The sequence below is a fragment of the Actinomycetospora sp. NBC_00405 genome, from assembly GCF_036044095.1.
Taxonomy (GTDB): domain Bacteria; phylum Actinomycetota; class Actinomycetes; order Mycobacteriales; family Pseudonocardiaceae; genus Actinomycetospora; species Actinomycetospora callitridis.
In genome coordinates this window covers 3,708,871-3,730,166 of record NZ_CP107938.1, presented here as the reverse complement: position 1 = coordinate 3,730,166, position 21,296 = coordinate 3,708,871, and the positions used below count along the sequence as shown (strand labels likewise).

Below are 21,296 nucleotides of genomic sequence, written 5' to 3'. Positions count from 1 at the left end.
TCACCGGTTCCCGGTGACCGCCGGATAATCTGGCGGTCGCCGAGACCGGGAGGTGCCCATCGCCGAGCCGACGGTCGGTGGGTCGCCCGCCGACGTGACCGATGCCGAGGCGTCCGCGTCCGCGACGCACCGGATCCGCAACGTGCTCGCGATCCGGCCGTTCCGGCGGCTGTGGGCGGTCACGGCGGTCGCGAGCTTCGGCGACTGGCTCTCGCTGCTCGCGCTCACGGCCCTCGCGACGCAGCTGACCAGCGGCTACCAGGCGCAGAGCTTCGCGCTCGGCGGCGTGGTGGCCACCAAGCTGCTGCCGGCGCTGTTCATGGCCCCGCTGGGCGGGGTGCTCGCGGACAAGTTCGACCGCCGCACGGTGATGGTCACGTGCGACGTCCTCAAGGCCCTGCTCTTCCTGTCGATCCCGCTGGTCGGCTCGCTGTGGTGGCTGTTCGCCGCCACCTTCCTCATCGAGCTCTGCGCGCTGTGCTGGATCCCGGCCAAGGACTCCTCGGTCCCGAACCTGCTCAAGCGCTCCGACCAGATCGAGACGGCCAACCAGCTCTCGCTGGTGATGACCTACGGCGTCGCGGTGATCAGCGCCGCCGGGGCGTTCGCGCTGATCTCGAAGTTGGGCAACATCGCGGGCTGGCACCCGAGCCCGACGACGACGGTGTACCTCGCGCTCGTCGTCAACGGGCTCGCCGCGCTGCTCACCGCATTCACCGTCGCCTTCCGCATCCCCGAGATCTCGGGTCGCAGCGCGGAGCGCCGGGAGGCCGCGCCGGGCCTGCTGGCGATGCTGCGCGACGGCGCACAGTTCGTCTCGACGACGCCGCTGGTGCGCGGGCTCGTCGTCGGCATCATCGGGGCGTTCGCCGCCGGCGGCGCGGTGATCGCCAGCGCCCGGCTCTACGCCGCGAGCCTCGGGGGCGGCGACGCGGCCTACTCGGTGCTGTTCATCGCGCTGTTCAGCGGCCTCGCGCTGGGGATGGCGACGGTGCCGCGGATGGCGCGCCGGATGCCGCACAACCGCCTGTTCGGCGTCGCCATCGTCGGCGCCGGCACCTCGCTGCTCGCCGTCGCGATCGCCTGGCACCTCTACCTGGCGCTGGCCACCGTCGTCCTCGTCGGCTTCTTCGCAGGCAGCGCGCTGCTCACCGGCCTGACGATCATCGGCGCGCAGGTCGAGGACGCCGTCCGCGGGCGGGTCGTCGCGTTCGTCCAGTCGATCGTGCGGGTCGACCTGCTGGCCTCGATGTCGGTGGTGCCGCTGCTCGTCGGGCTCGTGCAGTCGCGGACGCTGACGCTGTTCGGCCAGCCCGCGCAGGTCGACGGCACCCGCTTCGTGCTCTTCGGCGCGGGCATCGTCGCCGCGGCGGTCGGCGTGCTCGCCTACCGGCAGATGGACGACCGGCGCGACCGCACGATCCTCGCCGACGTCAAGCGCGCCCTGCGCCGCAGCCGGCACGGCGAACCGGGGCTGCTCGTGGCCGTCGAGGGTGCCTCGCGCACCGACACCGACGTGCAGAGCGACCTGCTCGTGGCGTGGCTGCGCGAGCAGGGTGCCGACGTCGTGCTCGCCGGCCGCAGCGCCACCGACGCCGCGCGGGTCTCCGCGGCCGTCGGCGCCAGCGGGGTCGAGGGCCAGCGCGCCCGGGCCCTCGTGGCGGCCGCGGTGCGCGCCGACGTGCTCGCCGGCGAGGTCCTGCCGGCCCTGCGCGCGGGCCGGGTCGTCGTCATCGAGGGCTGCCTGGACTCTCCGCTCGCCCGGGTGGGCGACGAGCTCGACGCCGCCGACCTGCAGCGCCTCGGCGCCTGGGCCACGGGCTCGCTGCGTCCCGACGTCACGGTGCTGCTCGACCGCGACCCGTCGGTCCATGACGCCGCCCCGGTGACCGGCGGGATCGTCGACACCTGGCAGGTGCAGCGCACGCTCACCGAGATGGCCGCCGCCGATCCGGGGCGCTACGTGCGTGTCGACGGCGACGGCGACCCCGAGGTCGTCAGCGCCCGGGTGCGCGAGGTGCTCGCGCCCCTCGTGGCCCGCGCGCTGCCCACGCGCACCGTCTGAGTCACGACGGCGCGGGCACCGCGATCCCCGCGACGGCCTCGGCGAGGGCGTCCGGTCGGTCGATCATGGAGTACGTCCGGGCGCCCTCGAGGACGGTCAGCTGCGCCTGGGGCATCGCCGCGACCAGCCGGTGGGCGTCTCCGATCGGGAAGAAGCGGTCGTCGGCCGACCACGCGACGAGCACCGGCCGCGTGAACTCGCCGAGGCGCGCCCCGACGTCCAGCGAGGTCTGCCGATGCAGCGAGGACGTCAGCACCCGCAGGTCCTCGGCCACGCCCGGGTCGTCGAGCACCGGCCGGACCCACGCGGCCGCGAGCGGCTCCACGTCGGCGTGGGCGAGGTCGCCGTAGGCCCGCCGCCGGACGGCCTCGAGGGCCAGCGGCCGGACGGCGGCGCGCCACGTCACGGAGGTGCGCGAGGCCAGGAGGAACGGGCGCAGGATCGGCGGCGGGAAGTGCTCGAAGGCGTCGCAGCTGGTGAGGACGAGAGCGCCGAGACGCTCGCTGTGGTGGACGGCGACGAGCTGGGCGACGAGGCCGCCGGTGTCGTTGCCGACCAGGACGACGTCGCGGAGGTCGAGCGCCTCGAGGAACGCCCCGACCGTCGCGGCGACCCCGGGCAGGGTGCGGTCGGCGCCGGGGCCGCACGGGGTGGGGTGGGCGCCGAGGGGCCAGGTGGGGGCGAGACAGCGCAGGCCCCGCTCCGCGAGACGCGCGGCGAGCGGGCCCCACAGCGACCCGCCCATCGCGTAGCCGTGGACGAAGACCACGGGGCGGCCGGTGTCCGGGCCGGTCTCGGAGTAGTGGAGGGTCGTGTGGTCGAGATCGACGGTGGGCATCGGGTCCTCCCCGGATCCGTATTCTTACGTGCAAGCTGTCCGTAACTTACCGGCAGGATGTATGGAACAGAAGAGGCGCACGCAGGGAGAGCGCTCGGCGGCGACCCGCGAGGCCCTGACGACGGCCGCCCGGCGGCTGTGGGGCGAGCGCGGGTTCGCCGAGGTCGGCACCCCGGAGATCGCGCGGGAGGCCGGCGTGACCCGGGGCGCGATGTACCACCAGTTCGCGGACAAGACCGCCCTGTTCGTCGCGGTGATCGAGGACGTCGAGCAGCGCGTGATGGACGAGCTCGCCGCGGGCGTCGCCGCCGCCCGCCCGACCACGCCCGCGGCGGCTTTGCGGGCGGCCCTCGACCAGTGGCTGACGATCTGTGTCGACCCCGAGGTGCGCCAGCTCGTGCTGCTCGACGCCCCGAGCGTGCTGGGCTGGGCGCGCTTCCGCGAGCTGACCCAGGACTACAGCCTGGGCATGACCGAGCAGCTCCTGCGCGCCGCCATGGACGCCGGTCAGCTCGCGCCCCAGCCGGTGCGCCCGCTGGCCCACATCCTGATCGGGGCGCTCGACGAGGGCGCGATGGTGATCGCCGGCGCCGACGACAGGGAGCGGGCCCGTCGCGAGGTCCGCGAGGTCCTGCTGCGGCTGGTCGACGCCCTGCTCACCGACCCCGGATGATCGCCCGGTGCTCCTGATCGGCGGCAGCACGCGCGCCGCCTCGACGACCACCGCGGTCCTGCGGACCGCCCGCGAGCTGGCGCGGCCCGGGGCGGTGCTCTACGAGGGGCTCGCCACGGTCCTGGGCTACGTCGGTGCCGACGTCGTCGAGGCCGCGTGCGCCCGCGTCCCGGTGACCCGCGACGCCCTCGGCCCCGACGGTCTCGTCGGCGACGCCGAGCTGCGCGCCCACATCGGGGCCGCGGTCGAGTCGCTCACGCGTCACGCCGAGCCGTCCTGACGTCCGGCACCGTCTGCCCGTGGAGCTCCCACCCGGCGCCCAGGCTGCGGCGCCAGCGCAGCGGACCCTCCTGCTCCCACTCGCCGCGCAGAGCCCGCTGGTGGACCTCCCAGGCCCACACCTGCCGTTCCCACGCCCGCGCCAGACGCCGTCCCAGGTCGCATCGCATGTGTCGACCCTGATCGAGGGGCGCGTCCGGAACGAGTGGCAGGAACGACGTCATCCGATACATTCCTGCCATGCACGTCGTCGCGGTCCCCGTCACCGACGGGACGCCGATGTTCGAGCTCTCGACGGTGCACGAGATCCTGGCGTCCGACCGGTCCGCGAGCACCGGGGTGCCGCGCGAGGACTGGTACGACGTGCGTCTCGTGGCCGGCGAGCCGGGTCCGCTGCGCCTGCACGCGTGGGGCGTGGCGAACACGGGGTGGGGTCTCGAGGGCCTCGACGACGCCGACACCGTCGTCGTCCCGCCACCCCGCGACGGCCGTGCGGAGTTCCCGGCCGAGCTCCTCGACGCGCTGCGGGCCGCCCACGCGCGCGGGGCGCGCCTCGCGTCGGTGTGCACCGGGGCGTTCGTCCTGGCCGCCGCGGGCCTGCTCGACGGCCGTCCGGCGATCACCCACTGGACCTCGGTGGACGAGCTCGCCCGCCGCCATCCGCGCGTCGACGTCCGACGCACCGTGCTCTACGTCGACGACGGCGACGTGCTGACCTCGGCGGGCTCCGCGGCGGGCCTGGACCTCTGCCTGCACCTCGTACGCCGCGACCACGGCAGCCGCGTGGCCGGCATCGTCGCGCGCCACAGCGTCGTACCCCCGCACCGCGAGGGCGGGCAGGCGCAGTTCGTCCCGGCCGCCGCGCCCGAGCTCCCGCCGTCGGGGTTCTCGGCGAGCCTCGACTGGGCGCGGCGTCGGCTGGACCGACCGATCGGGGTGGACGAGTGGGCGCGTGCGGCGGGCACCAGCCCCCGGACCTTCGCGCGCTGGTTCCACACCTCGCTCGGGTCGACGCCCGGGCGGTGGCTGGCGGCCGAGCGGGTGCGGCGGGCCCAGGAGCTGCTCGAGGCCACGGAGCTGCCCGTCGAGGCGGTGGCGCAGCGCTGCGGCTTCGCCACGGCCGCCGGTCTGCGGCGGCCGTTCCTGCGGGAGGTCGGCGCCACCCCGCAGGAGTACCGCAGGACGTTCGGGATGGCTCCGCCACGTGAGCGATATGGGTCGCCATGACGACCCGAATCGCTCACGTGGCGAAGCCATCGGGCGGGTGGGGCATCATCGACGGCGTGAGCGTGTGGTCGCAGGTCGTCGGTCAGCCCGTCGCGGTGGCCGAGCTGCAGGCCGCCGCCGCGCAGGCCGCGCGGGTCCGGTTCTCCGACGAGCTGGGCGACGGCGTGCCCCCGGGCAGCGGGGGCATGACGCACTCCTGGCTGTTCACCGGGCCGCCCGGGTCGGGCCGGTCGGTGGCGGCCCGTGCGTTCGCGGCCGCGCTCGAGTGTCCGGACCAGGGCTGCGGCGAGTGCCCCGCCTGCCACACGGTCATGGCCGGCACCCACGCCGACGTGCGCGAGATCGTTCCCGAGGGCCTGTCGATCGGCGTCAGGGAGGTGCGCACGACCATCGACGTCGCCGCGCGCCGTCCGACCACGGCGCGCTGGCAGATCGTCATCGTCGAGGACGCCGACCGGCTCACCGAGCAGGCGTCGAACGCGCTGCTCAAGTCGGTCGAGGAGCCGGCCGAGCGCACCGTCTTCCTCCTCTGCTGCCCGTCGGAGCACCCCGACGACATCTCGGTGACCATCCGCTCGCGCTGCCGCGCGCTGCGCCTGCGCACCCCGGCGCCGGAGGCGATCGCCGCCGTGCTCGTCGAGCGCGACGGCATCCCCGAGGCGGACGCGACGTGGGCGGCGTCGGTGTGCGGCGGGCACATCGGCCGCGCCCGTCGGCTCGCCCGCGTCCCCGAGGCCCGCGAGGAGCGCGACGCCGTGCTGGCGCTGCCTCGCGCGCTGCGGTCCGCGGCCGACGCCTTCGCCGCCTCGGACGCCATGGTGGGCGCGGCGGCGTCCGAGGCCGCTGCCCTCGCCGAGTCCCGCGACGAGGCCGAGCGCGAGGAGCTCGCGGTCTCGATGGGCGCCGGCGGCACCGGCAAGGGCACCGCCCAGGCCCAGCGCTCGGCCCGGGCCGCGGAGAAGGACCTCGAGAAGCGGCAGAAGAGCCGCACCACCCGCAACCGGCGCGACGCCCTCGACCGCGCGCTCGTCGACCTCGCGGGCTACTACCGCGACGTGCTGGCCCGGGGGCTCGGCGCGTCGGTCACCTCGACGCATCCCGACCGCGCCACCGAGATCGGCGCCGCGGCCCGCGACAGCACCCCCGAGGCCTCCCTGCGCCGCCTCGAGGCCGTCCTGGCCTGCCGCGAGGCCCTCGCGACCAACGTGAAGCCCGAGATCGCGATCGACGCGCTCGTCACGTCGCTGCGCGCCGGCTGAGCGTCGCCACCCGACGACGCCCCCCGCGGGGTGGCGTGACGACCCGTGCCCAGTGCTAGCCTGTCGCTGTGCCGGAATCACGGAAAACCGTAATCGCCGTGGGTGCGCTCGCCGTCGCGCTGCTCCTGCCGACGGCGTGCTCGTCGTCCCCGGAGGTCGGCGGGGCGCCGGCGGAGGTACCGGCGGCGTCGGTCCCGGCCAACCCGCCGCGTCCCGCGGACTGCGGCCCGGCACCCGCCGCGAGCCCGACCAGCCCCGACGGCTGGCTCGGTCTGCTCGCGACGACGCCCGACGACGTGGCCACCGTCGTGGACGACGGGCGCGGCTCGGTCGTCTCGCATGCCGCCGAGCGGCCGATGCCGCTGGCGTCGGCGGTGAAGATCGTGCACGTCGCGGCGTACGGCCGGGCCGTCGCCGACGGCCGCCTGAGCCCCGACGAGCCGATCCGGCTCGCCGACTGGGAGGCCTGGTACCTCCCGTCCGACGGCGGGGCCCACGTGCAGGCGCTCGACACCCTCGGGATCCCGCGCGACCCCGCCACCGGTCTCGCGGCCGATCCGCAGCGCACGGTGCCGCTGTCGACCATGGTCGCGGCGATGGTGCAGTTCAGTGACAACGCCGCCACCGACTACCTGCGCGAGCGTCTCGGCGACGACGCCCTCGTCGAGGCCGCCGCGGCGGGCGGGTGGCAGGACCTCGACGTGCCCTCGGAGCTCGGCTCCCAACTGGCGCTCGTCCGGCCGCAGGAGGCGCCGCCGGTGACCGCGCCGCGCGCCGAACGGGCGCCGGTGGAGATCGCCCTGGCCCGGCGCTACGCGTCCGACCCCGCGTTCCGGGAGGACTCGCAACGCCGTCTGATCGCGCAGGCCACGGACATCGAGGCATACCTGCTGGAGAGCGAGCGATGGGCGGAGTCGACGGCGGTCGGGTCGGCCGCGCAGCTCGCGGGGCTGTGGCGGGCGGTGATCAGCGGGTCGTTCGGCCCCGGCGCCGACGTCGCCCGCGCCCAGCTCGAGGTCGGGCGCCCGCGTCCCGACGGCCAGGTCCGGGCGGCCAAGGGCGGCTCCTTCCCCGGGATCGGGACGATGGTGCTCAGCGTCCGGCGCCCCGACGGCTCGCTCGGGATCGGTGTCGTGCTCGGGCGTGGCCTCGGGGCCACGACGGACCTGGCCGAGGTCGGCACGGCCCAGCTGCGCTTCCTCGCCCGCGCGGTGGAGGAGCCGGCGGAGCGCACCCGCGTGCTCTGCGTGGCCTGAGACGATCGGGCTGTGGCCGATTCTGCAGGGGCCGACCCCGACCCCGACGCGCGCCTCGAGGCCCTCGAGGCGCGCGTCGCGGCGCTCGAGGGCGGCCGTGTCCCCGAGGGCCAGGCCGAGCGGACCGGTGAGGCCGGCGAGATCGGCTACCAGGGACGCGTGCGGTTGCAGGAGGGGGCGGGCCCGGTGTCGTGGACGATCGCCTACGACGCGGCGGCGACCCTGGACCTCCCGGCCGCCCCGGTCGCCGAGGTGCTCGCCGCGCTCGGTCACCCCGTGCGCCTCGCCCTCGTGCGGCGCCTGCTGACGGGTCCCGCCGGCACGAACGAGCTCGTGGAGGCCGCCGAGCTGTCGTCGACCGGCCAGCTCTACCACCACCTGCGCACACTGACCGCAGCCCGCGTCGTCGAGCAGGACGGCCGGCGGTACCGGGTCCCGACGACGGGCGTCGTCCCCGTCCTCGTCGCCCTCCTCGCCGCGGCCGATCTCGGCGGCGCCCTCCACTGAAGTAACGCCTTCAAAGTCTTGCACACCTTACGTGCGCTCTCCTACGGTAAGGCGTATACCGCCGTTGCAACCATGAGGAGGAGCCGTGCCGATCGAGACCGCCACCTGGGCCCTGCGCGACCGCATCGCGCTGCCGACCGGGACGATCGCCGTCGACGTGCTGGGGGAGGACCGGCCGGGCTGCCCGGTCGTCCTCACCCACGGGACGCCCTCGTGGTCGTACCTCTGGCGCCACGCCGCGCCGGTGCTCGCCCACGAGCGACCGGTGTACCTGTGGGACCTGCCGACCTACGGGGACTCCACCGGCCACCCCCCGTCCGTCGCCGGGCACGCGCAGACCCTCGCCGCCCTCGTCGGCCACTGGGGACTGGACGCCCCGGTGCTCGTGGGACACGACATCGGCGCGGCGACGGTCCTGCGCGCCCACCTCGTCCACGGCACCCCGGCGAGCGCGCTCGTGCTCGCCGACGCCGCCGTGCTCGCGCCCTGGGTCACCGCGACCGCCGCCCACATGCAGAAGCACCTCGACGTCTACGGGTCGATGCCGAACGCCGCGTTCACCGCGCTCATCGCGGCCCACCTGCGGACGACGTCGGCCACGGGCCTGGACGGCGAGGCCGAGCGTGCCTACCTCGAGCGCTACGCCGGTCCGGAGGGCCAGCGGCGCTACCTCGACCAGGTCGCCGGCTTCACCGAGGACGACACCCGCGACGTCGTCGCCCGTCTCGGCGAGATCGCCGTCCCCACCGACGTCGTGTGGGGCGCGGAGGACAGCTGGCTCCCGTCCACGGCCGCGACCACGCTGCGGGGCCACATCCCGGGCGCACGCCTCCACACCGTGGACGGCGCCGGCCACTTCCTCACCGAGGACGCCCCGGTGGCGTTCCTCGACGTGCTCGCGGCGGTGCTGCCGTGAGCCACGGGGAGGTGCGGATCACCCTCGCCGGCGGGAAACCGATGAAGATCACAGGCGTCTATACAGATGTCACACCAAAGCGTCGTCGCATCGCGGCGACCGACCTGGAGCACTGCCCGATGAGCACTCCCACGCGCCCCGCCCCCACCGACACCACCGTCCCCGCGCTCCGAGAGAACGGCGACGAGGCCCGCGTCCTCGTCATCGCCGCCCGCCCCGACTCCAGCGGCCTCGCCGCCGCTGAGGTCCTGGCCGAGCGTGTCGGAGGCGCTGCTGCGCACTCCGGCGACGCCGAGCTCGGCACCAAGGCCCGCCAGGCTGCCCAGGTCATCGTGCTCGACCCCAGCTCGCTGCGCGCGAAGATGACGCGCGACCGCGCGTTCTCCGCGCCCGCCGACGCGGCCGCCCGCCGCGACCTGCTGAACCGCCTCGCGCCGTACCAGGACCGGGTCCGCTGGATGACCCGCCCGGCCGCGGCCTAGAGCTAGAGCCGGCGGTTCGCCAGCACCGGCAGAGCGGCGCGGACGTCGGGGATCTGCTCGGGGTCGACGTCGACCAGGAGCAGCCCCGGCTCCGCGCCGAGCTCGTCGATCGTCACGCCGAAGGGCGAGGCCGCGAGGCTGTGCCCGACGCCGCGCGGGGCCTTGCCCGCGTCGATGCCCTGAGTGGCCGGGTCGGCCTGGTCGGTGGCGAGCACGAACGTGGTCGCGTCCACGGCCCGGGCGCGCACCAGCAGCTGCCACTGCTCGACCTTGCCCGGCCCCGCGCCCCAGCTCGCGGGCAGCAGCGTCACGGTGGCGCCCTGGTCGGCGAGGGCGCGGAACAGCTCCGGGAAGCGGATGTCGTAGCAGGTCGCGAGCCCGAGGGTCGTGCCGTCGACCGTGATCGTCAGGGGCTTGCTGCCCGGCGCCACGGTGTCGGACTCGGCGAACCCGAAGGCGTCGTAGAGGTGGATCTTGTCGTAGGCGGTGTCGACGCCGCGGCCGGTGACCAGCAGCGTGTTGGTGACGCGGCCGTCGTCGGTCGGCGTGAACATGCCGGCGACGACGAGCACGCCGTTCCTTTCGGCGATGCGACGGACCTCGCTCGCCCACGGCCCGTCGAGCGGCTCGGCCACCGGCTTCAGCGAGACGCCGAACCGGCACATCGTCGCCTCGGGGAACACGACGACCGTCGCGCCCTGCTGTGCGGCGAGCGTGGTGTGGTCGGCGACGAGCTCGAGGTTCGCCGCCGGGTCGTCGGTGGCGAGGATCTGGGCCAGGGCGACGCGCATGACCCGTGTATACCGGTCATGTGGACGCGACGGACTACCTGGCGCGGATCGGTGCCGCGGCCGACGATCCGCTGGACACCCTGACCGAGCGCCACATGATCGCGATCCCGTTCGAGAACCTCTCGGTGCACCTGCCCGAGCCGATCGAGCTCGACGACGACGCGCTCCTCGAGAAGATCGTCGACCGGCACCGGGGCGGCTTCTGCTTCGAGCTCAACGGCGCCTTTGCCTGGCTGCTGCGCGAGCTCGGGTACGACGTGACCCTGTGCTCGGCCCGCGTGGCGCGCAACGGCGGGGACGACGGGTACGGCCCGCCCGGCGACCACATGGCGCTCGTGGTGGACGTGCGGGGCGCCCGCCTGCTCGTCGACGTCGGCTTCGGGCGCTTCGCCGCCCGGGCCGTCGACCTCGACCGTCGCGACGGGCAGCCCGACCGCACCGGGACCTACGCCGTCCGCGACGCCCCGGACGGCGAGCTCGACGTCGTGTGCGACGACAAGGTGGTCTACCGCCTCGACCCGCGCGCCCGGCTGCTCACCGACTTCGCGCCGCTGTCCTGGTGGCACTCGACCTCGCCGGAGTCGCCCTTCGCGCTCGGGCTGACCTGCTCCCGCCTCACCCCGGCCGGTCGCGTCACCCTCGCCGGCGACCGCCACATCGTCACCGGCGACGACGGCTCCCGCGAGGAGCACACGGTGTCCGAGGACGAGCAGCTCGCGATCTACCGCGACGTCTTCGGCATCGTCCTCGGCGCCGTCCCGACGGTGGGTTAGCGGGCCGCGCGGACCCGTCCGAGCAGGCCGTACACCTCGCACCCGAGGCAGAAGCCGAACGCCGCGTTGAGGAACGCCGCGGCCAGGGTGACGGCGGTCGCCACGATGCCCAGCACCGTCGCGCCGCTCAGGTAGCCGATCGCCGCGAGGACGGCGAAGACCAGCCCGACGGCCTGCGAGAACCGCACCGGCGCCGCGTCCTCCCGCTCGCGCGGCGGGCCGAGGCGCGGCGCGAGAAGCGTCTGGAACAGCGCGCCGTAGGGCGACCAGCGCATCCCGGCGACCACCGGGATCGCGAACACGAGCGCCTGCAGCGCAGCGAGCACCCCGCTGCCGGTGAGCAGCACGACGGCCAGGACCACGGTCGTGACGGTGGCGGCGAAGCGCACGCCGCGCGGGTCGAGCCGCTCGGTCATCGGGCCTCCTCGAGGGACAGGGCCTGCTGCAGGTCCGCGCGGCGGGGGACGCCGCCGATGCGCAGGAGCTCGGTGCCGGCGCGGTCGAACGCGACGGTGGTCGGGGTGCGCAGGACGTGGAGGGCCTGGGCGATCCCGGGGTGCTCGGCGACGTCGACCTCGACGTGGCGGAGATCGGGGTGCTCGGCCGTCAGCGCGGTGAGCTGCTCACGGGTCCGGGCGCACGGGGTGCAGACAGGCGACGAGAGCTGGAGCAGGAGAACCCGGTCCCCGGGGTCGGGGTCGACCCCGGCGAGGTCCCAGCCGTTCCCGGTGTCCTTGCCCTGCGTCACCCGCCCGTCCCGGCGTCGGAGGACGAGCCCGACGGTCGTCGCGACGACGAGGACGCCGACCAGCACCGCGGCCCCGGCCGCACTCAGCCCCACGAGTCCGGCAACCTCGTCCCCGTGCGCGGTTGTTCCCGGCATCGGCCTCGGCGGTGACGAAAGCCGCGCTCACCGCGGGATCCGCCGCCGAGGACCGACGGTGTAGACCGGTCCCCGTGGCGGTGGCGACGGCGGCGACCTTCGTGTGGCTCGGGATGGTGCTGGCGATCTCGTTCCTCGAGGCGCCGCTGAAGTTCCGAGCGCCCGGCGTGACGACGGTGATCGGGCTCGGGATCGGGCGGCTGGTCTTCCGCGCGCTGAACGTGGCCGAGGGTGTGCTGGCCCTGGTCGTGGTGGCCGCCGTGCTCTTGACCGGCGTCCCGGTGGGGCCGACGGTCGTCGTCGGCGTCCTGGTGGTGCTCCTGCTGGTACAGCTCGGCGTCGTGCGTCCGCGCCTCAACCGCCGCTCGGACCGCGTGCTGGCCGGCGGGGACGCGCCGCGCTCCCGGCTCCACCTCGTCTACATCGGGCTCGAGGTGGTGAAGGTCGTGGCGCTGGTGGTGCTGGGCGTGCTGCTGGGGACGGCGTAGACCCGGCTCGCCGTCGGGCCGGGGCCCTGGCCTAGACTCTTCGGCACTGCCGCCTTAGCTCAGCTGGCCAGAGCAACGCACTCGTAATGCGTAGGTCTCGGGTTCGAATCCCGAAGGCGGCTCCGCAGGTCAGGGCCGGTTTGGGGCACTCCAGACCGGCCTTTTCCGTGTCTTCGTGGCACGGGTCGTGGAACGAACGCGGTCTGCCGTCGTGACGCCGACGCCCAGACCGGTCGGGGAGTGCAGCGAGAGGCCGATATGCCCGCGGGCAGACGCCTCCGAGCCCGAACGGCCAGGTCGGATCATGGCTCATCCACGTCTGGACGTCGTGGGAGCGCGCGCCAGCAACGTCTTGCTCCGCGAAATCCGGGACACCCCACAGCCTCCACTGAATCCGGCGCGCTTCAGCATCCACTGCTCCTGCTCGCGGTTCGATCGACAACCTCCGCCGACTGGCGACGAACATGCCGAGTCCTCGGGGCCGATCACGGGCCCGGCGCCGCCGTCGAAGATCGAGACCGGACGGACGTGCGCGTCGGGCTGGACCCCGGCGGCGATGCACCCCAAGCCGCACGGAGAAGAAAGCCGCGCGTGGCGGAAGGTGGCGCTCCCGCAGATTCTGTGGCGGCCAATGTTGCACCCTTTTGAGGGACCCGCAGGCTGCCTACCCACGGCTAAACGTCCTGCGACATGAGCTGACTGCGATCAGCGATGAACTCCAACGAGTTGATGTCGGGGTCTCGAATCTCGAATGTCCGAGACGTGGAGTTACTCCGGGTACCGATCACTTATCGGTGGCGTTACCGCCCCGTGACCTCCTCGTTGGGGGCTGCGATGTCACCGTCCGAGACCGCCCGATGTGGTCTCGATGCGGCGGTGGCTGTCGGGGGGCTCATGCGTCCGTGCCCGCGAGGGTCGGGCGGACCGACCACTGGGTGCATGCCCGGGACGCCCCCAGATCTGTGTCCGTCCGTTCTCGAGGAGTTCTCTGATGATGAAGAAGTTCGGTGTCGTGACCGTTGGTGTGGCCGCCGGCTTGGTGGCCGCCGCCCCGTTCGCGTCCGCGCATGAGTCCCAGCACGAAGGTCACGGTCAGCGCGACGCTCACAGCAATGACTCCGCGTCGTGCAACGTGACAGGCGGCAGCGCCGAGGCCAACGGCGGTATCAGCGGCGATTCCTTGCTCGGCAACGTGCTCACCCAGACGCCGGTAGGTGGCTCGAACGTCGCCAACATCGTCTGCAACGACATCCTCAACGGCAACCTCAGCGGCAACAACGCCAACGTCGACATCGGCGGCTCCGAGACTCCTGGGGTCCCCGTGTTGACCCCCGACCCCGAGGGCGCCACCGGCGGCGACCCGGTCGACGAGACCCCGGTCGACGACACCCCGGCAGACGAGGCCGAGGCGGACGAGACCGAGGCGGACGAGACCCCGGTCGACGGGACCGAGGCGGACGAGACCGACGCGGGCGAGGCCCCGGTCGACGGGACCGAGGCGGACGAGACCGACGCGGACGAGGCCCCGGTCGACGGGACCGAGGCGGACGAGACCGACGCGGACGAGGCCCCGGTCGACGGGACCGAGGCGGACGAGACCGACGCGGACGAGGCCCCGGTCGACGGGACCGAGGCGGACGAGACCGACGCGGACGAGGCCCCGGTCGACGGGACCGAGGCGGGCGAGACCGAGGCGGGCGAGACCGAGGCGGGCGAGACCGAGGCGGGCGAGACCGAGGCGGGCGAGACCCCGGCCGAGGCGATCTCCTCAGGCATCCTCTAGAGGCGGAGCGACGGCGCGGTCACGCTCTGCGTCTTGTGTCGCGGGTCCGGCTGAGGGAGCGAGTCGTACCTGTGACGTCTTGGGCTCCGGTCGCCGGCTCACAACAGTGGCCGGGGAACCAAGACCTCGCCTGGCGTGTTCTGGTCTTGCCTTGAGGCGCCCCGAAGCTGAGAACCCGGCCTATGCGTTCTTCTCGGGTTCTCCTGATCAGGTGCCAGCGGACGGCAGGAGTACCTGATCCCATCAGGCCTTGGATGGGGACCACCCCCCGATCACCGAGGATGGTTCCGATCGAGGGCCTGGCCTCGGACGTTGCGTGATATCTCGACCATCGGCGTACCGCGGGGTCGGGTCACCATCCCGGTCTCGATCGACCTGCGGGCCGCGAGCGGGAGGTCACTGCGCCGCAGCCCGAGGTCGGTGCCGTTGGTGCTGCTCGCTTCGACCGCGATCAGAGCTCGGGGCCTTGCGGGCGCGGGGCGGCGGCGACCCGGGGCTCCGAGACCAACGTCAACGTCCTCAAGCCTGAGAGCACCTCGGGCGCTGAACACACGAGGTCGACGTAGCCTCATTCGTGGACTCAAACGCAGTCGCCTCCGTATGTGACGGCGTGTATCGGAGGGACCCGCCGAGGTGCACCGTTGGACGCGCAGAGCACACCGCTGACGGTCAGGCATTTACTTGTGATGGGTAGGTCTCGGGTTCGACTCCCGAAGGCGGCTCCGCGGATCAGAGACTGTTTCTGTCGTCGGGCGCAGGCCTCTGACCGATCTTTGTAGCGCCTCCTGCCCTCCAGGGGTCGTACTCTCCGCCTCTGGTCTCTTGACCACACTGTTCCCGGTGCCCCCGCCCATCCACGGCGACGTCGCGACCCTGCCCGCACGAATGTTCCCGGATCTGTGCGGCGGCGCTGCATGCCCGCCGCATCTACCCCGCGCCGCTCGGAAACGGCATTCAGGGAACTCATCGCGTGTGTCGAGTTCGGTGACCGCCTCAGCAGCGACGCCGATCTCTTGGTGTCTCTTGTGCGCCAGTGTCACCATCGTGGGCGGTCACCATCGTGGCGCGGCATCCTGTTCTGTCCGCGTGGGTGCGGCCACGCCGGAGAGCGCCAGGTGCCGACCGGACGCCGTGGTTGATCGCGGCTGCTGATCATTCGCCTACTCCGCGAACTCCTCGCCCACTTCAGGTGGGCAATCTACCGAGTCATCGACTTCGAATGTGCTCCACGACTCTGGCGAGCTCCGCCGATGGAGAGAAGTCGATGTACTCGCAGTCCTCGAGAGCCTCCGGGGCATGGCCCGGTGGCCAGTAGAATGCTTGCCCGGCGGCATAGTCGTAGTGGCCGTCCGAGGTGTGCATCCGGAGCAGCCCGGAGATCATGTAGCCCCAGTGCGGACATGGGCACCGGTCGCCGGGCAGGCCGACGAGCACGGGGCGTAGATCCGTGCCCTTCGCGAGCCGAAACCACCCAGCGGTGAGTTCGCCCACCTCAGCGGCACGTACCTCGACCCCCTCCGCTTCGAGGGCGACCGGCATCTTCGCATGATCAATCGCTTCCATCGTCTACTCCTTCGTCTGTAGGGGCGCGTCGCTCTGAGCTGCCTCGAAGGCAGCGTGGGGACGGCGCGCATCATTTCGCCAGGTAGCTGGCAGACCGTGCGGACGCCGCGCCGCACGCGAGCAGAAACGCTGGTGCGGCTGTGTCGCTGACGATGATTGATAGCCTGGCCTTCCGGAGAATGATCGCCCTCCACCCGGTCGCACGACGCCGTGAGCATTGTCGAACCCAAACTCGATGACCTGCTCGCGTCTATACGCACTTCCCGCACGTCCGGCCGCTCCCGTAGGGCGGTGGCGAGCGACATCCGGCGCACGCCCTTCGTCTTCGATCAAGCCGTTGAGGAGATCGCTAGCGCTGGGTAACTACCTATGTTCGGACGGATACAATGTCGCCACTCAAGAATCGCATGCGTGCCTGTGAATGGTTGCGATCAGTAGTACAAGGCGGGACAGTGGTGCGCCTCGTTGGAGGAGGACGATATGTCCATCGCCTTGATCACCGGCGCCAGTCGCGGCATCGGCCGCGCCATCGCTGTCCACTTGGCTCGGCACGGCTTCGAGGCGTACGCCTCGATGCGCGACCTCGGCGACGCTGCCCCGTTGGTCCAGCTCGCTGAGGCTGAGGGCCTGGCACTGCACCCGATCACTCTCGACGTCACCGATGACGCGTCGGTGCGGTCGGCGGTCGAGCACGTTCTCGAGCGCACTGGGCAGATAGACGCGCTGGTGAACAACGCAGCGATCGCCCGATTCGCTCCGATCGAGCACACCACCCCCGCGGCCCTGGCCGGTGTGCTCGACACGAACCTCATCGGCGCCCTCCGAACTGCGCAAGCCGTGCTCCCGACGATGCGTGCCCAGGGCCGCGGCACGATCGTCAACATCAGCTCCGTCGCCGGGCGCGTCGCCCCGTTCTGCTTCGGGTCCTATGTGATGGCCAAATGGGCGCTCGAGGCGGCGTCAGAGATGCTGGCCCAAGAGGTCACGGCGCTCGGCATCCGGGTCGCGCTCATCGAGCCCGGGTTCCATGCCACACGGATGCTCGACGACGCCACCCAAGGCATCGGCATCGATCCCGGCTCGGCGTACGCCGATGCCGAGCGCCGTACGGTCGCCCTGTTCGCGGCCAGCAAGCAGACCGCCGCCGACCCGCAACGTGTGGCCGAGACCGTGGACGAGGCAATCACCACTCAGACGCCCCGGTTCCGCTACCCCGTCGGTGTCGACGCTGACGTCTTCCTCGGCGGGCGGGCCCGGATGGCCGACGAGGACTGGGTCGCATTGGGCCGGCGTATGACCGACGAGGAGTACTTCGCGGAGTTCGCCGCCCGCTTCCCGGCCCCGGTCCCGGTCTGAACTCAACCAACGCGGCGTCCTCGAGTGGTCTTCCGAGTGCACGGAGGCGAGATGGGTCCACCACCAGAGCTGCTGGCGGGGCGCCTCTCCGCGGGCCGTCCGGGTCTCGACCCCTGTGCCCCCGCCTCGTCGGGTGGACCCCCGGGCGCCGGCGATCCTTGGAGGGATCCCTGTGGAACACGAGACGTTCCAGCCACCCAACGAGGGGACGTGGGAGCTCGACACCGCCCACAACAGCCGACCGATCACCTGGTTCACGCGGTCCGCGCTGGTCTCCGGCTTCCCGCGCGGGTTCGCGGAGGGGCTGGCGCGCTACGGGCTGTTGCTCGGCCGCTACGACGTCGCGGTGATCGGCGGGTTCATGTACGCCCAGCGCCTCCCGTTCGGCTTCGGTGGGACAGCGACTCCCGAGCAGATGCGGGCGCGGATCGCCACGTCGGCCCGCGCTTTCACCGAGCGGTTCTGGCGGGAGGACCTCGCCCGCTGGGACGAGGTGGTCAAGCCCGGGGCGGTCGCTGCGCACCTGGCCGTGCAGGCGGTCGACCCGACGGAGCTGTCGGATGACGAGCTGGCTGCGCACGTAGAGCGGTGCCGAGACCACCTCGAAGCGATGTTCGAGCTGCACCATCGCTACAGCGCGCCATCGCTCATGCCCACCGGAGACTTCCTCTCCAGTGCCCTGGAGTGGACCGGTGCGACTGCCGGGGAGCTGATGGGGTTGTTGCGTGGTACCTCGGCCATCTCCACCGGGTTCGCCACCGCGGAGCTCGACGCCTTGGCGGATGCTGTCGCCGCGTCCGAGAGCGCGCGAGCGATCCTCCTGTCGCGCGACGACCCGGCGGCGTTGCTGGATTCCCTCACGACCGACCCCGTCGCCAGCCCGGCCGCGCAGGCATACCTCGACGCGGTCCGGTACCGGTCGGTCGGCTACGACGTAGGGGAACCGTCGGCGGGTGAGCTGCCGGCGATGGAGGTCGGGGCGATCCGGGCGGCCGTCACCCACCGCAAGACCGGTCCCGGCGACGACGGGGACGCCGCGCTGACCGCGATCCGCTCGCGGGTGCCCGCTGAGCACCTCGCCGAGTTCGACGATCGTCTGCACGAGGCGCGGCTAGCGAACCGGCTCCGTGACGAGCGCGCCACGTACTCCGACGGGTGGGCCGTGGGCCTTGCCCGCCGTGCTCTGCTCGAGACCGGACGCCGGCTGGCCGCTCGGGGCGCGCTCGCCGATCCGGAACATGCTGTCGATGCGAACGCGGCGGAACTCGCGGCGCTGCTGCGGGGCGGACCGGGTCCGGCGGCGGACGAGGTGGCCGCGCGCTTCCGCCGGCGCACGACGAGGACCGTCGACGACGCGCCACCGCTGATCGGGCCGCCGCCGTCATCGCCCCCGCCACAGGAGGAGCTCCCGGAGCCGGCCCGGCGCGCCTCGCTCGCGGTGGACGCCGCGATGCTCAACCTGTTCGCCGTCCCGGACATCCCGAACTCCGCGACGACGGTCCGTGGGCTCGCGGTCAACACCGGCATCTACGAGGGGCCGGCCCGCCTCATCGTCGACGGCACCGACTTCGAACACGTGCGGCAAGGAGACGTGCTGGTCACGCGGATGACCTCGCCCTACTTCACCGTTGTCCTGCCATTGCTCGGAGCGATCGTCACCGACCGGGGCGGCCAACTCAGCCATGCCGCGATCGTTGCGCGCGAGTACGGGATTCCGGGCGTTGTCGGGACCCGCGAGGCAACCCGGCTGATCCCTGACGGTGCCCGTGTGCAGGTGGATGGAACGACTGGCGAGGTGCGGCTAGTGAACTGAGGTGTCATGAGCCCGCTGACCCCACTCGTCGAGGCCACCGACCCTTCTGCGTTCGGCGGCAAGGCGGCGTCGCTCGGGATCGCCGCCCGCGCGGGGCTGCCCGTGCCGGCCGGATTCGCGTTGACCGTGGACGCCGTGGAGGGGGTGATCCGCGCGGACCCTGACGTCCTCTCGAGGCTGCACGCGGCCTGTGCCGGTGTCCACCCGCGGGCAGTGCGGTCGAGCGCGGTCGGGGAAGACTCCGGTGCGGCCAGCTTCGCCGGCGCCCACTGCACCATTCTCGGCGTTCGGCGTCCCGATGCCGTCATCGCGGCCGTCCGAGATGTGCACGCCTCCGGTGCTGCGCCCGGCGCTCGCGCTTATCGCAGCCGGCTCGGCCTCAGCCCGTGCCGGATGGGCGTGGTGATCCAGGACCTCGTGCCGGCGGAGGTGGCCGGGGTGCTGTTTACCCGCAACCCGGTGACCGGCTCTGCGGAGCGAGTGGTCGAGGCGAGCTGGGGCCTGGGCGAGGCTGTGGTCGCCGGTCTGGTCGTCCCGGATCGCTACCGGCTCGACACCTGCGGCCGAGTGATCGAGCGCTCGTGCGGGGAGAAGGATCTCGCACTTCGTGCCCGTTCGGGCGGGACTGAGCAGGTCGCGGTCGTCGGCCCGGCCGTGCACACTCCTTGCCTGGACGACGCGCAGCTGGCCGCGCTGCACGCCCTGGCCGAAGCCTGCGACACCGTCTACGAGTCGAGCGAGCACGACATCGAGTTCGCCGTGTTCGACGGCACGGTGTTCCTCCTGCAGCGGAGACCGATCACCGGTGGCTGAGCCCGGAACGCGGCGCGCGCTCGGGGCGGCCCTGCTCGCCTCCTCGCTGCTCCCGCTGAACTCCACCATGATCGCCGTGGCTTTGCCGGACATCGCCCGGGAGTTCTCCCGGGCACCGGGAACTGTGGCGCAGGCCGTCGTGGCGAGTTACCTCGTGGCCGCGCTCGTGCTGCAGAGCCCGGGCGGGAAGCTCGGCGACCGCCTGGGGCATTGGCGAATCCTCGCTATCGGTCAGGTGCTGACGGTCATCGGTGCCCTCATCGGGGTCCTGGCCGACGGGCTCGGCATGCTTGCTGTGGCCCGCGTGCTGATGGCCGCCGGTGGGGCCGCGATCGTGCCGGCAACGGTGGCCCTGCTGCGAATCGAACTCCCACCGCAGCGCCGCGGCCGTGCCTTCGGCCTGTTCGGTGCGGTGATGTCGCTGGCGGCCGGTGTCGGGCCTCTCGTCGGCGGCGAACTCGTCCGCGTCCTCGGCTGGACCAGCATCTTCGCGGTCAACCTGCCGGTGATCGGCCTCTCGGCGCTGCTCGCGGGAGGGAACAGACGACCGGCCAAGTCGCAGAACCGGTCGTGCTTCGACCTGGTCGGCGCGGTCCTGCTCACGACGACATTGAGCGCGCTCGTCATGGGTCTGGAGGTCGACGGGGTGATCGCCTCGGTCCTCCTCGGTGCTTGCGCTTGCCTGCTCGCGCTGTTCGTGTGGTGGGAGCGTCGGGCCGAGGACCCCGTCGTGGCCTTCACGCTGTTCAGATCGCTGCCGTTCACGGCCGGGTCGCTACTCGTGGCTCTGCAGAACCTGGTGGTGTACACGCTGCTGTTTGAACTGCCGCAGGTGCTCAACGCGCTGCTCGCCGTCGGCGCTGCCACCGTTGGCCGGCTCCTCGTCGCAATGACGGCCGCGACGATTCTCGCTTCCGTGGCCGCCGGACGGCTCACCGACCGGATCGGGCCGCGACCGGTCGCGGTCGCCGGTGTCGTTGCCTGCCTCGTCGCCGTGGGCCTGCTGGCGGCGAACGATCTGTCGTCGCTGCGACCGCTTGTCCTGCCGCTCGCGCTGGTCGGTCTCGGTCTCGGGTTGGCGACCCCTGCGGCACAGAGTGCCTCGCTCGCCTCCATCCCGCGTGAGCGCAGCGGCGCCGCAGCCGGCATCGGCTCAACCATGCGCTACCTCGGAGGGATCGTCGGGGTCGCGCTCCTCGGACGCCTGGTCGATCCCGCCGGCAACAGACCCGCAGTCCTCGGCGAGCACCGGACCGTCCTCGCCGTCTTCGCCGCGGCGCTGGTTGCAGGCCTTGCCTGCGCGATGGCCTTGCCTGGACGGTCTCTGGACTCGAGCAGGGCCCCGTTGTCCGGCGGTTCGTGACGGGTCGTGCCGTGGCCATCTCGCTGCTCCATGGCGGCCGAGGGCGCTTGACCGTTCACGCAAGGGCTCGGACCGGCTGCGGGGCACCGACCTGGTGGCCGCCGCGGGGGCCTCTCATGTCCGGGTCCGCCGAGAGTCGTCGACGCGCCGCCTAGCGCCGGTGTGGCC

At 72.8% G+C, this 21,296-nt stretch carries 22 protein-coding genes and 1 tRNA gene; 17 read left to right on the top strand and 6 right to left on the bottom strand.

From position 1 onward, the window contains the following. Nucleotides 1–52: 52 nt before the first annotated feature. Nucleotides 53–2,065 carry an MFS transporter gene (locus OG774_RS18420; RefSeq protein WP_328303070.1) on the top strand — a complete coding sequence of 671 codons (2,013 nt, stop codon included), beginning with the start codon at nt 53–55 and terminating at the stop codon, nt 2,063–2,065. A gap of 1 nt (nt 2,066) precedes the next feature. On the opposite strand, the gene OG774_RS18415 is transcribed toward OG774_RS18420, so the two are convergent. Beyond that, entirely contained in the window at nt 2,067–2,903 is an 837-nt protein-coding gene (locus tag OG774_RS18415; RefSeq protein ID WP_328303068.1) for an alpha/beta fold hydrolase, read from the bottom strand. Between the two features lie 61 nt (nt 2,904–2,964). Here OG774_RS18415 and OG774_RS18410 point away from each other — a divergent pair, with 61 nt between their 5' ends. Together OG774_RS18410 and OG774_RS18405 are read left to right on the top strand one after the other, a co-directional pair. After that, entirely contained in the window at nt 2,965–3,576 is a 612-nt protein-coding gene (locus OG774_RS18410) for a TetR/AcrR family transcriptional regulator (protein ID WP_328303066.1), read from the top strand. Between the two features lie 7 nt (nt 3,577–3,583). Further along, a complete protein-coding gene (locus OG774_RS18405; protein ID WP_328303064.1) occupies nt 3,584–3,856 on the top strand; it encodes a hypothetical protein in 273 nt (90 codons plus the stop codon). Here the strand turns inward: OG774_RS18405 and OG774_RS18400 are convergent. Then, complete coding sequence (locus tag OG774_RS18400) at nt 3,831–4,025, bottom strand: hypothetical protein (RefSeq protein WP_328303062.1); 195 nt, start codon at nt 4,023–4,025, stop codon at nt 3,831–3,833. The two genes, OG774_RS18405 and OG774_RS18400, sit on opposite strands and share 26 nt — an antisense overlap. A gap of 70 nt (nt 4,026–4,095) precedes the next feature. Between OG774_RS18400 and OG774_RS18395 the strand changes: the two genes are divergently transcribed. The 6 genes from OG774_RS18395 (at nt 4,096) to OG774_RS18370 (ending at nt 9,502) form a co-directional block, all read left to right on the top strand. Further along, entirely contained in the window at nt 4,096–5,082 is a 987-nt protein-coding gene (locus OG774_RS18395; RefSeq protein ID WP_328303060.1) for a helix-turn-helix domain-containing protein, read from the top strand. A 56-nt stretch (nt 5,083–5,138) separates the two neighbouring features. Continuing rightward, nucleotides 5,139–6,341, top strand: a complete 1,203-nt coding sequence (locus OG774_RS18390; protein ID WP_328303059.1) for a DNA polymerase III subunit delta' — start codon at nt 5,139–5,141, stop codon at nt 6,339–6,341. Nucleotides 6,342–6,439: 98 nt separating this feature from the next. Continuing rightward, a complete protein-coding gene (locus OG774_RS18385) occupies nt 6,440–7,597 on the top strand; it encodes a serine hydrolase (protein WP_328303056.1) in 1,158 nt (385 codons plus the stop codon). Nucleotides 7,598–7,609: 12 nt separating this feature from the next. Continuing rightward, complete coding sequence (locus tag OG774_RS18380) at nt 7,610–8,104, top strand: ArsR/SmtB family transcription factor (RefSeq protein WP_328303054.1); 495 nt, start codon at nt 7,610–7,612, stop codon at nt 8,102–8,104. An 85-nt stretch (nt 8,105–8,189) separates the two neighbouring features. Continuing rightward, a complete protein-coding gene (locus tag OG774_RS18375; RefSeq protein ID WP_328303052.1) occupies nt 8,190–9,020 on the top strand; it encodes an alpha/beta fold hydrolase in 831 nt (276 codons plus the stop codon). A 119-nt stretch (nt 9,021–9,139) separates the two neighbouring features. Beyond that, a complete protein-coding gene (locus OG774_RS18370) occupies nt 9,140–9,502 on the top strand; it encodes a hypothetical protein (RefSeq protein WP_328303050.1) in 363 nt (120 codons plus the stop codon). A gap of 2 nt (nt 9,503–9,504) precedes the next feature. Here OG774_RS18370 and OG774_RS18365 read toward each other — a convergent pair whose 3' ends face one another. Continuing rightward, entirely contained in the window at nt 9,505–10,293 is a 789-nt protein-coding gene (locus tag OG774_RS18365) for a carbon-nitrogen hydrolase family protein (protein WP_328303048.1), read from the bottom strand. Nucleotides 10,294–10,313: 20 nt separating this feature from the next. On the opposite strand from OG774_RS18365, the gene OG774_RS18360 reads away from it, so the two are divergent. Next, a complete protein-coding gene (locus tag OG774_RS18360) occupies nt 10,314–11,066 on the top strand; it encodes an arylamine N-acetyltransferase family protein (RefSeq protein WP_328303046.1) in 753 nt (250 codons plus the stop codon). Here OG774_RS18360 and OG774_RS18355 read toward each other — a convergent pair. After that, the gene (locus OG774_RS18355) at nt 11,063–11,482 is read right to left on the bottom strand and encodes a DUF4395 domain-containing protein (RefSeq protein WP_328303044.1); all 420 of its coding nucleotides are present in this window, start codon (nt 11,480–11,482) and stop codon (nt 11,063–11,065) included. The two genes, OG774_RS18360 and OG774_RS18355, sit on opposite strands and share 4 nt — an antisense overlap. Next, on the bottom strand, nt 11,479–11,907 hold the full coding sequence (locus tag OG774_RS18350) for a thioredoxin family protein (RefSeq protein WP_328303042.1): 429 nt from the start codon (nt 11,905–11,907) through the stop codon (nt 11,479–11,481). Before OG774_RS18350 ends, OG774_RS18355 begins: the two co-directional genes overlap by 4 nt. A gap of 155 nt (nt 11,908–12,062) precedes the next feature. Between OG774_RS18350 and OG774_RS18345 the strand changes: the two genes are divergently transcribed. The 3 genes from OG774_RS18345 to OG774_RS18335 all read left to right on the top strand — a co-directional run bounded on the left by OG774_RS18345 (nt 12,063) and on the right by OG774_RS18335 (nt 14,220). After that, the gene (locus OG774_RS18345; RefSeq protein ID WP_328311015.1) at nt 12,063–12,437 is read left to right on the top strand and encodes a hypothetical protein; all 375 of its coding nucleotides are present in this window, start codon (nt 12,063–12,065) and stop codon (nt 12,435–12,437) included. A gap of 48 nt (nt 12,438–12,485) precedes the next feature. Further along, nucleotides 12,486–12,559: transfer RNA gene (locus OG774_RS18340), tRNA-Thr, on the top strand. Nucleotides 12,560–13,305: 746 nt separating this feature from the next. Further along, the gene (locus OG774_RS18335) at nt 13,306–14,220 is read left to right on the top strand and encodes a hypothetical protein (RefSeq protein ID WP_328303040.1); all 915 of its coding nucleotides are present in this window, start codon (nt 13,306–13,308) and stop codon (nt 14,218–14,220) included. Between the two features lie 1,206 nt (nt 14,221–15,426). On the opposite strand, the gene OG774_RS18330 is transcribed toward OG774_RS18335, so the two are convergent. Continuing rightward, the gene (locus OG774_RS18330) at nt 15,427–15,783 is read right to left on the bottom strand and encodes a hypothetical protein (RefSeq protein WP_328303038.1); all 357 of its coding nucleotides are present in this window, start codon (nt 15,781–15,783) and stop codon (nt 15,427–15,429) included. A 480-nt stretch (nt 15,784–16,263) separates the two neighbouring features. Here OG774_RS18330 and OG774_RS18325 point away from each other — a divergent pair, with 480 nt between their 5' ends. The 4 genes from OG774_RS18325 to OG774_RS18310 all read left to right on the top strand — a co-directional run bounded on the left by OG774_RS18325 (nt 16,264) and on the right by OG774_RS18310 (nt 21,128). Next, complete coding sequence (locus tag OG774_RS18325; RefSeq protein ID WP_328303036.1) at nt 16,264–17,139, top strand: SDR family oxidoreductase; 876 nt, start codon at nt 16,264–16,266, stop codon at nt 17,137–17,139. A gap of 172 nt (nt 17,140–17,311) precedes the next feature. After that, nucleotides 17,312–18,952 carry a PEP-utilizing enzyme gene (locus tag OG774_RS18320; protein ID WP_328303034.1) on the top strand — a complete coding sequence of 547 codons (1,641 nt, stop codon included), beginning with the start codon at nt 17,312–17,314 and terminating at the stop codon, nt 18,950–18,952. Nucleotides 18,953–18,958: 6 nt separating this feature from the next. Beyond that, nucleotides 18,959–19,765, top strand: coding sequence for a PEP/pyruvate-binding domain-containing protein (locus tag OG774_RS18315; protein ID WP_328303032.1), 807 nt, complete (start codon nt 18,959–18,961; stop codon nt 19,763–19,765). Then, nucleotides 19,758–21,128 carry an MFS transporter gene (locus tag OG774_RS18310; RefSeq protein WP_328303030.1) on the top strand — a complete coding sequence of 457 codons (1,371 nt, stop codon included), beginning with the start codon at nt 19,758–19,760 and terminating at the stop codon, nt 21,126–21,128. The genes OG774_RS18315 and OG774_RS18310 overlap by 8 nt, the downstream gene beginning before the upstream one ends. The last annotated feature ends 168 nt before the right edge of the window (nt 21,129–21,296 follow it).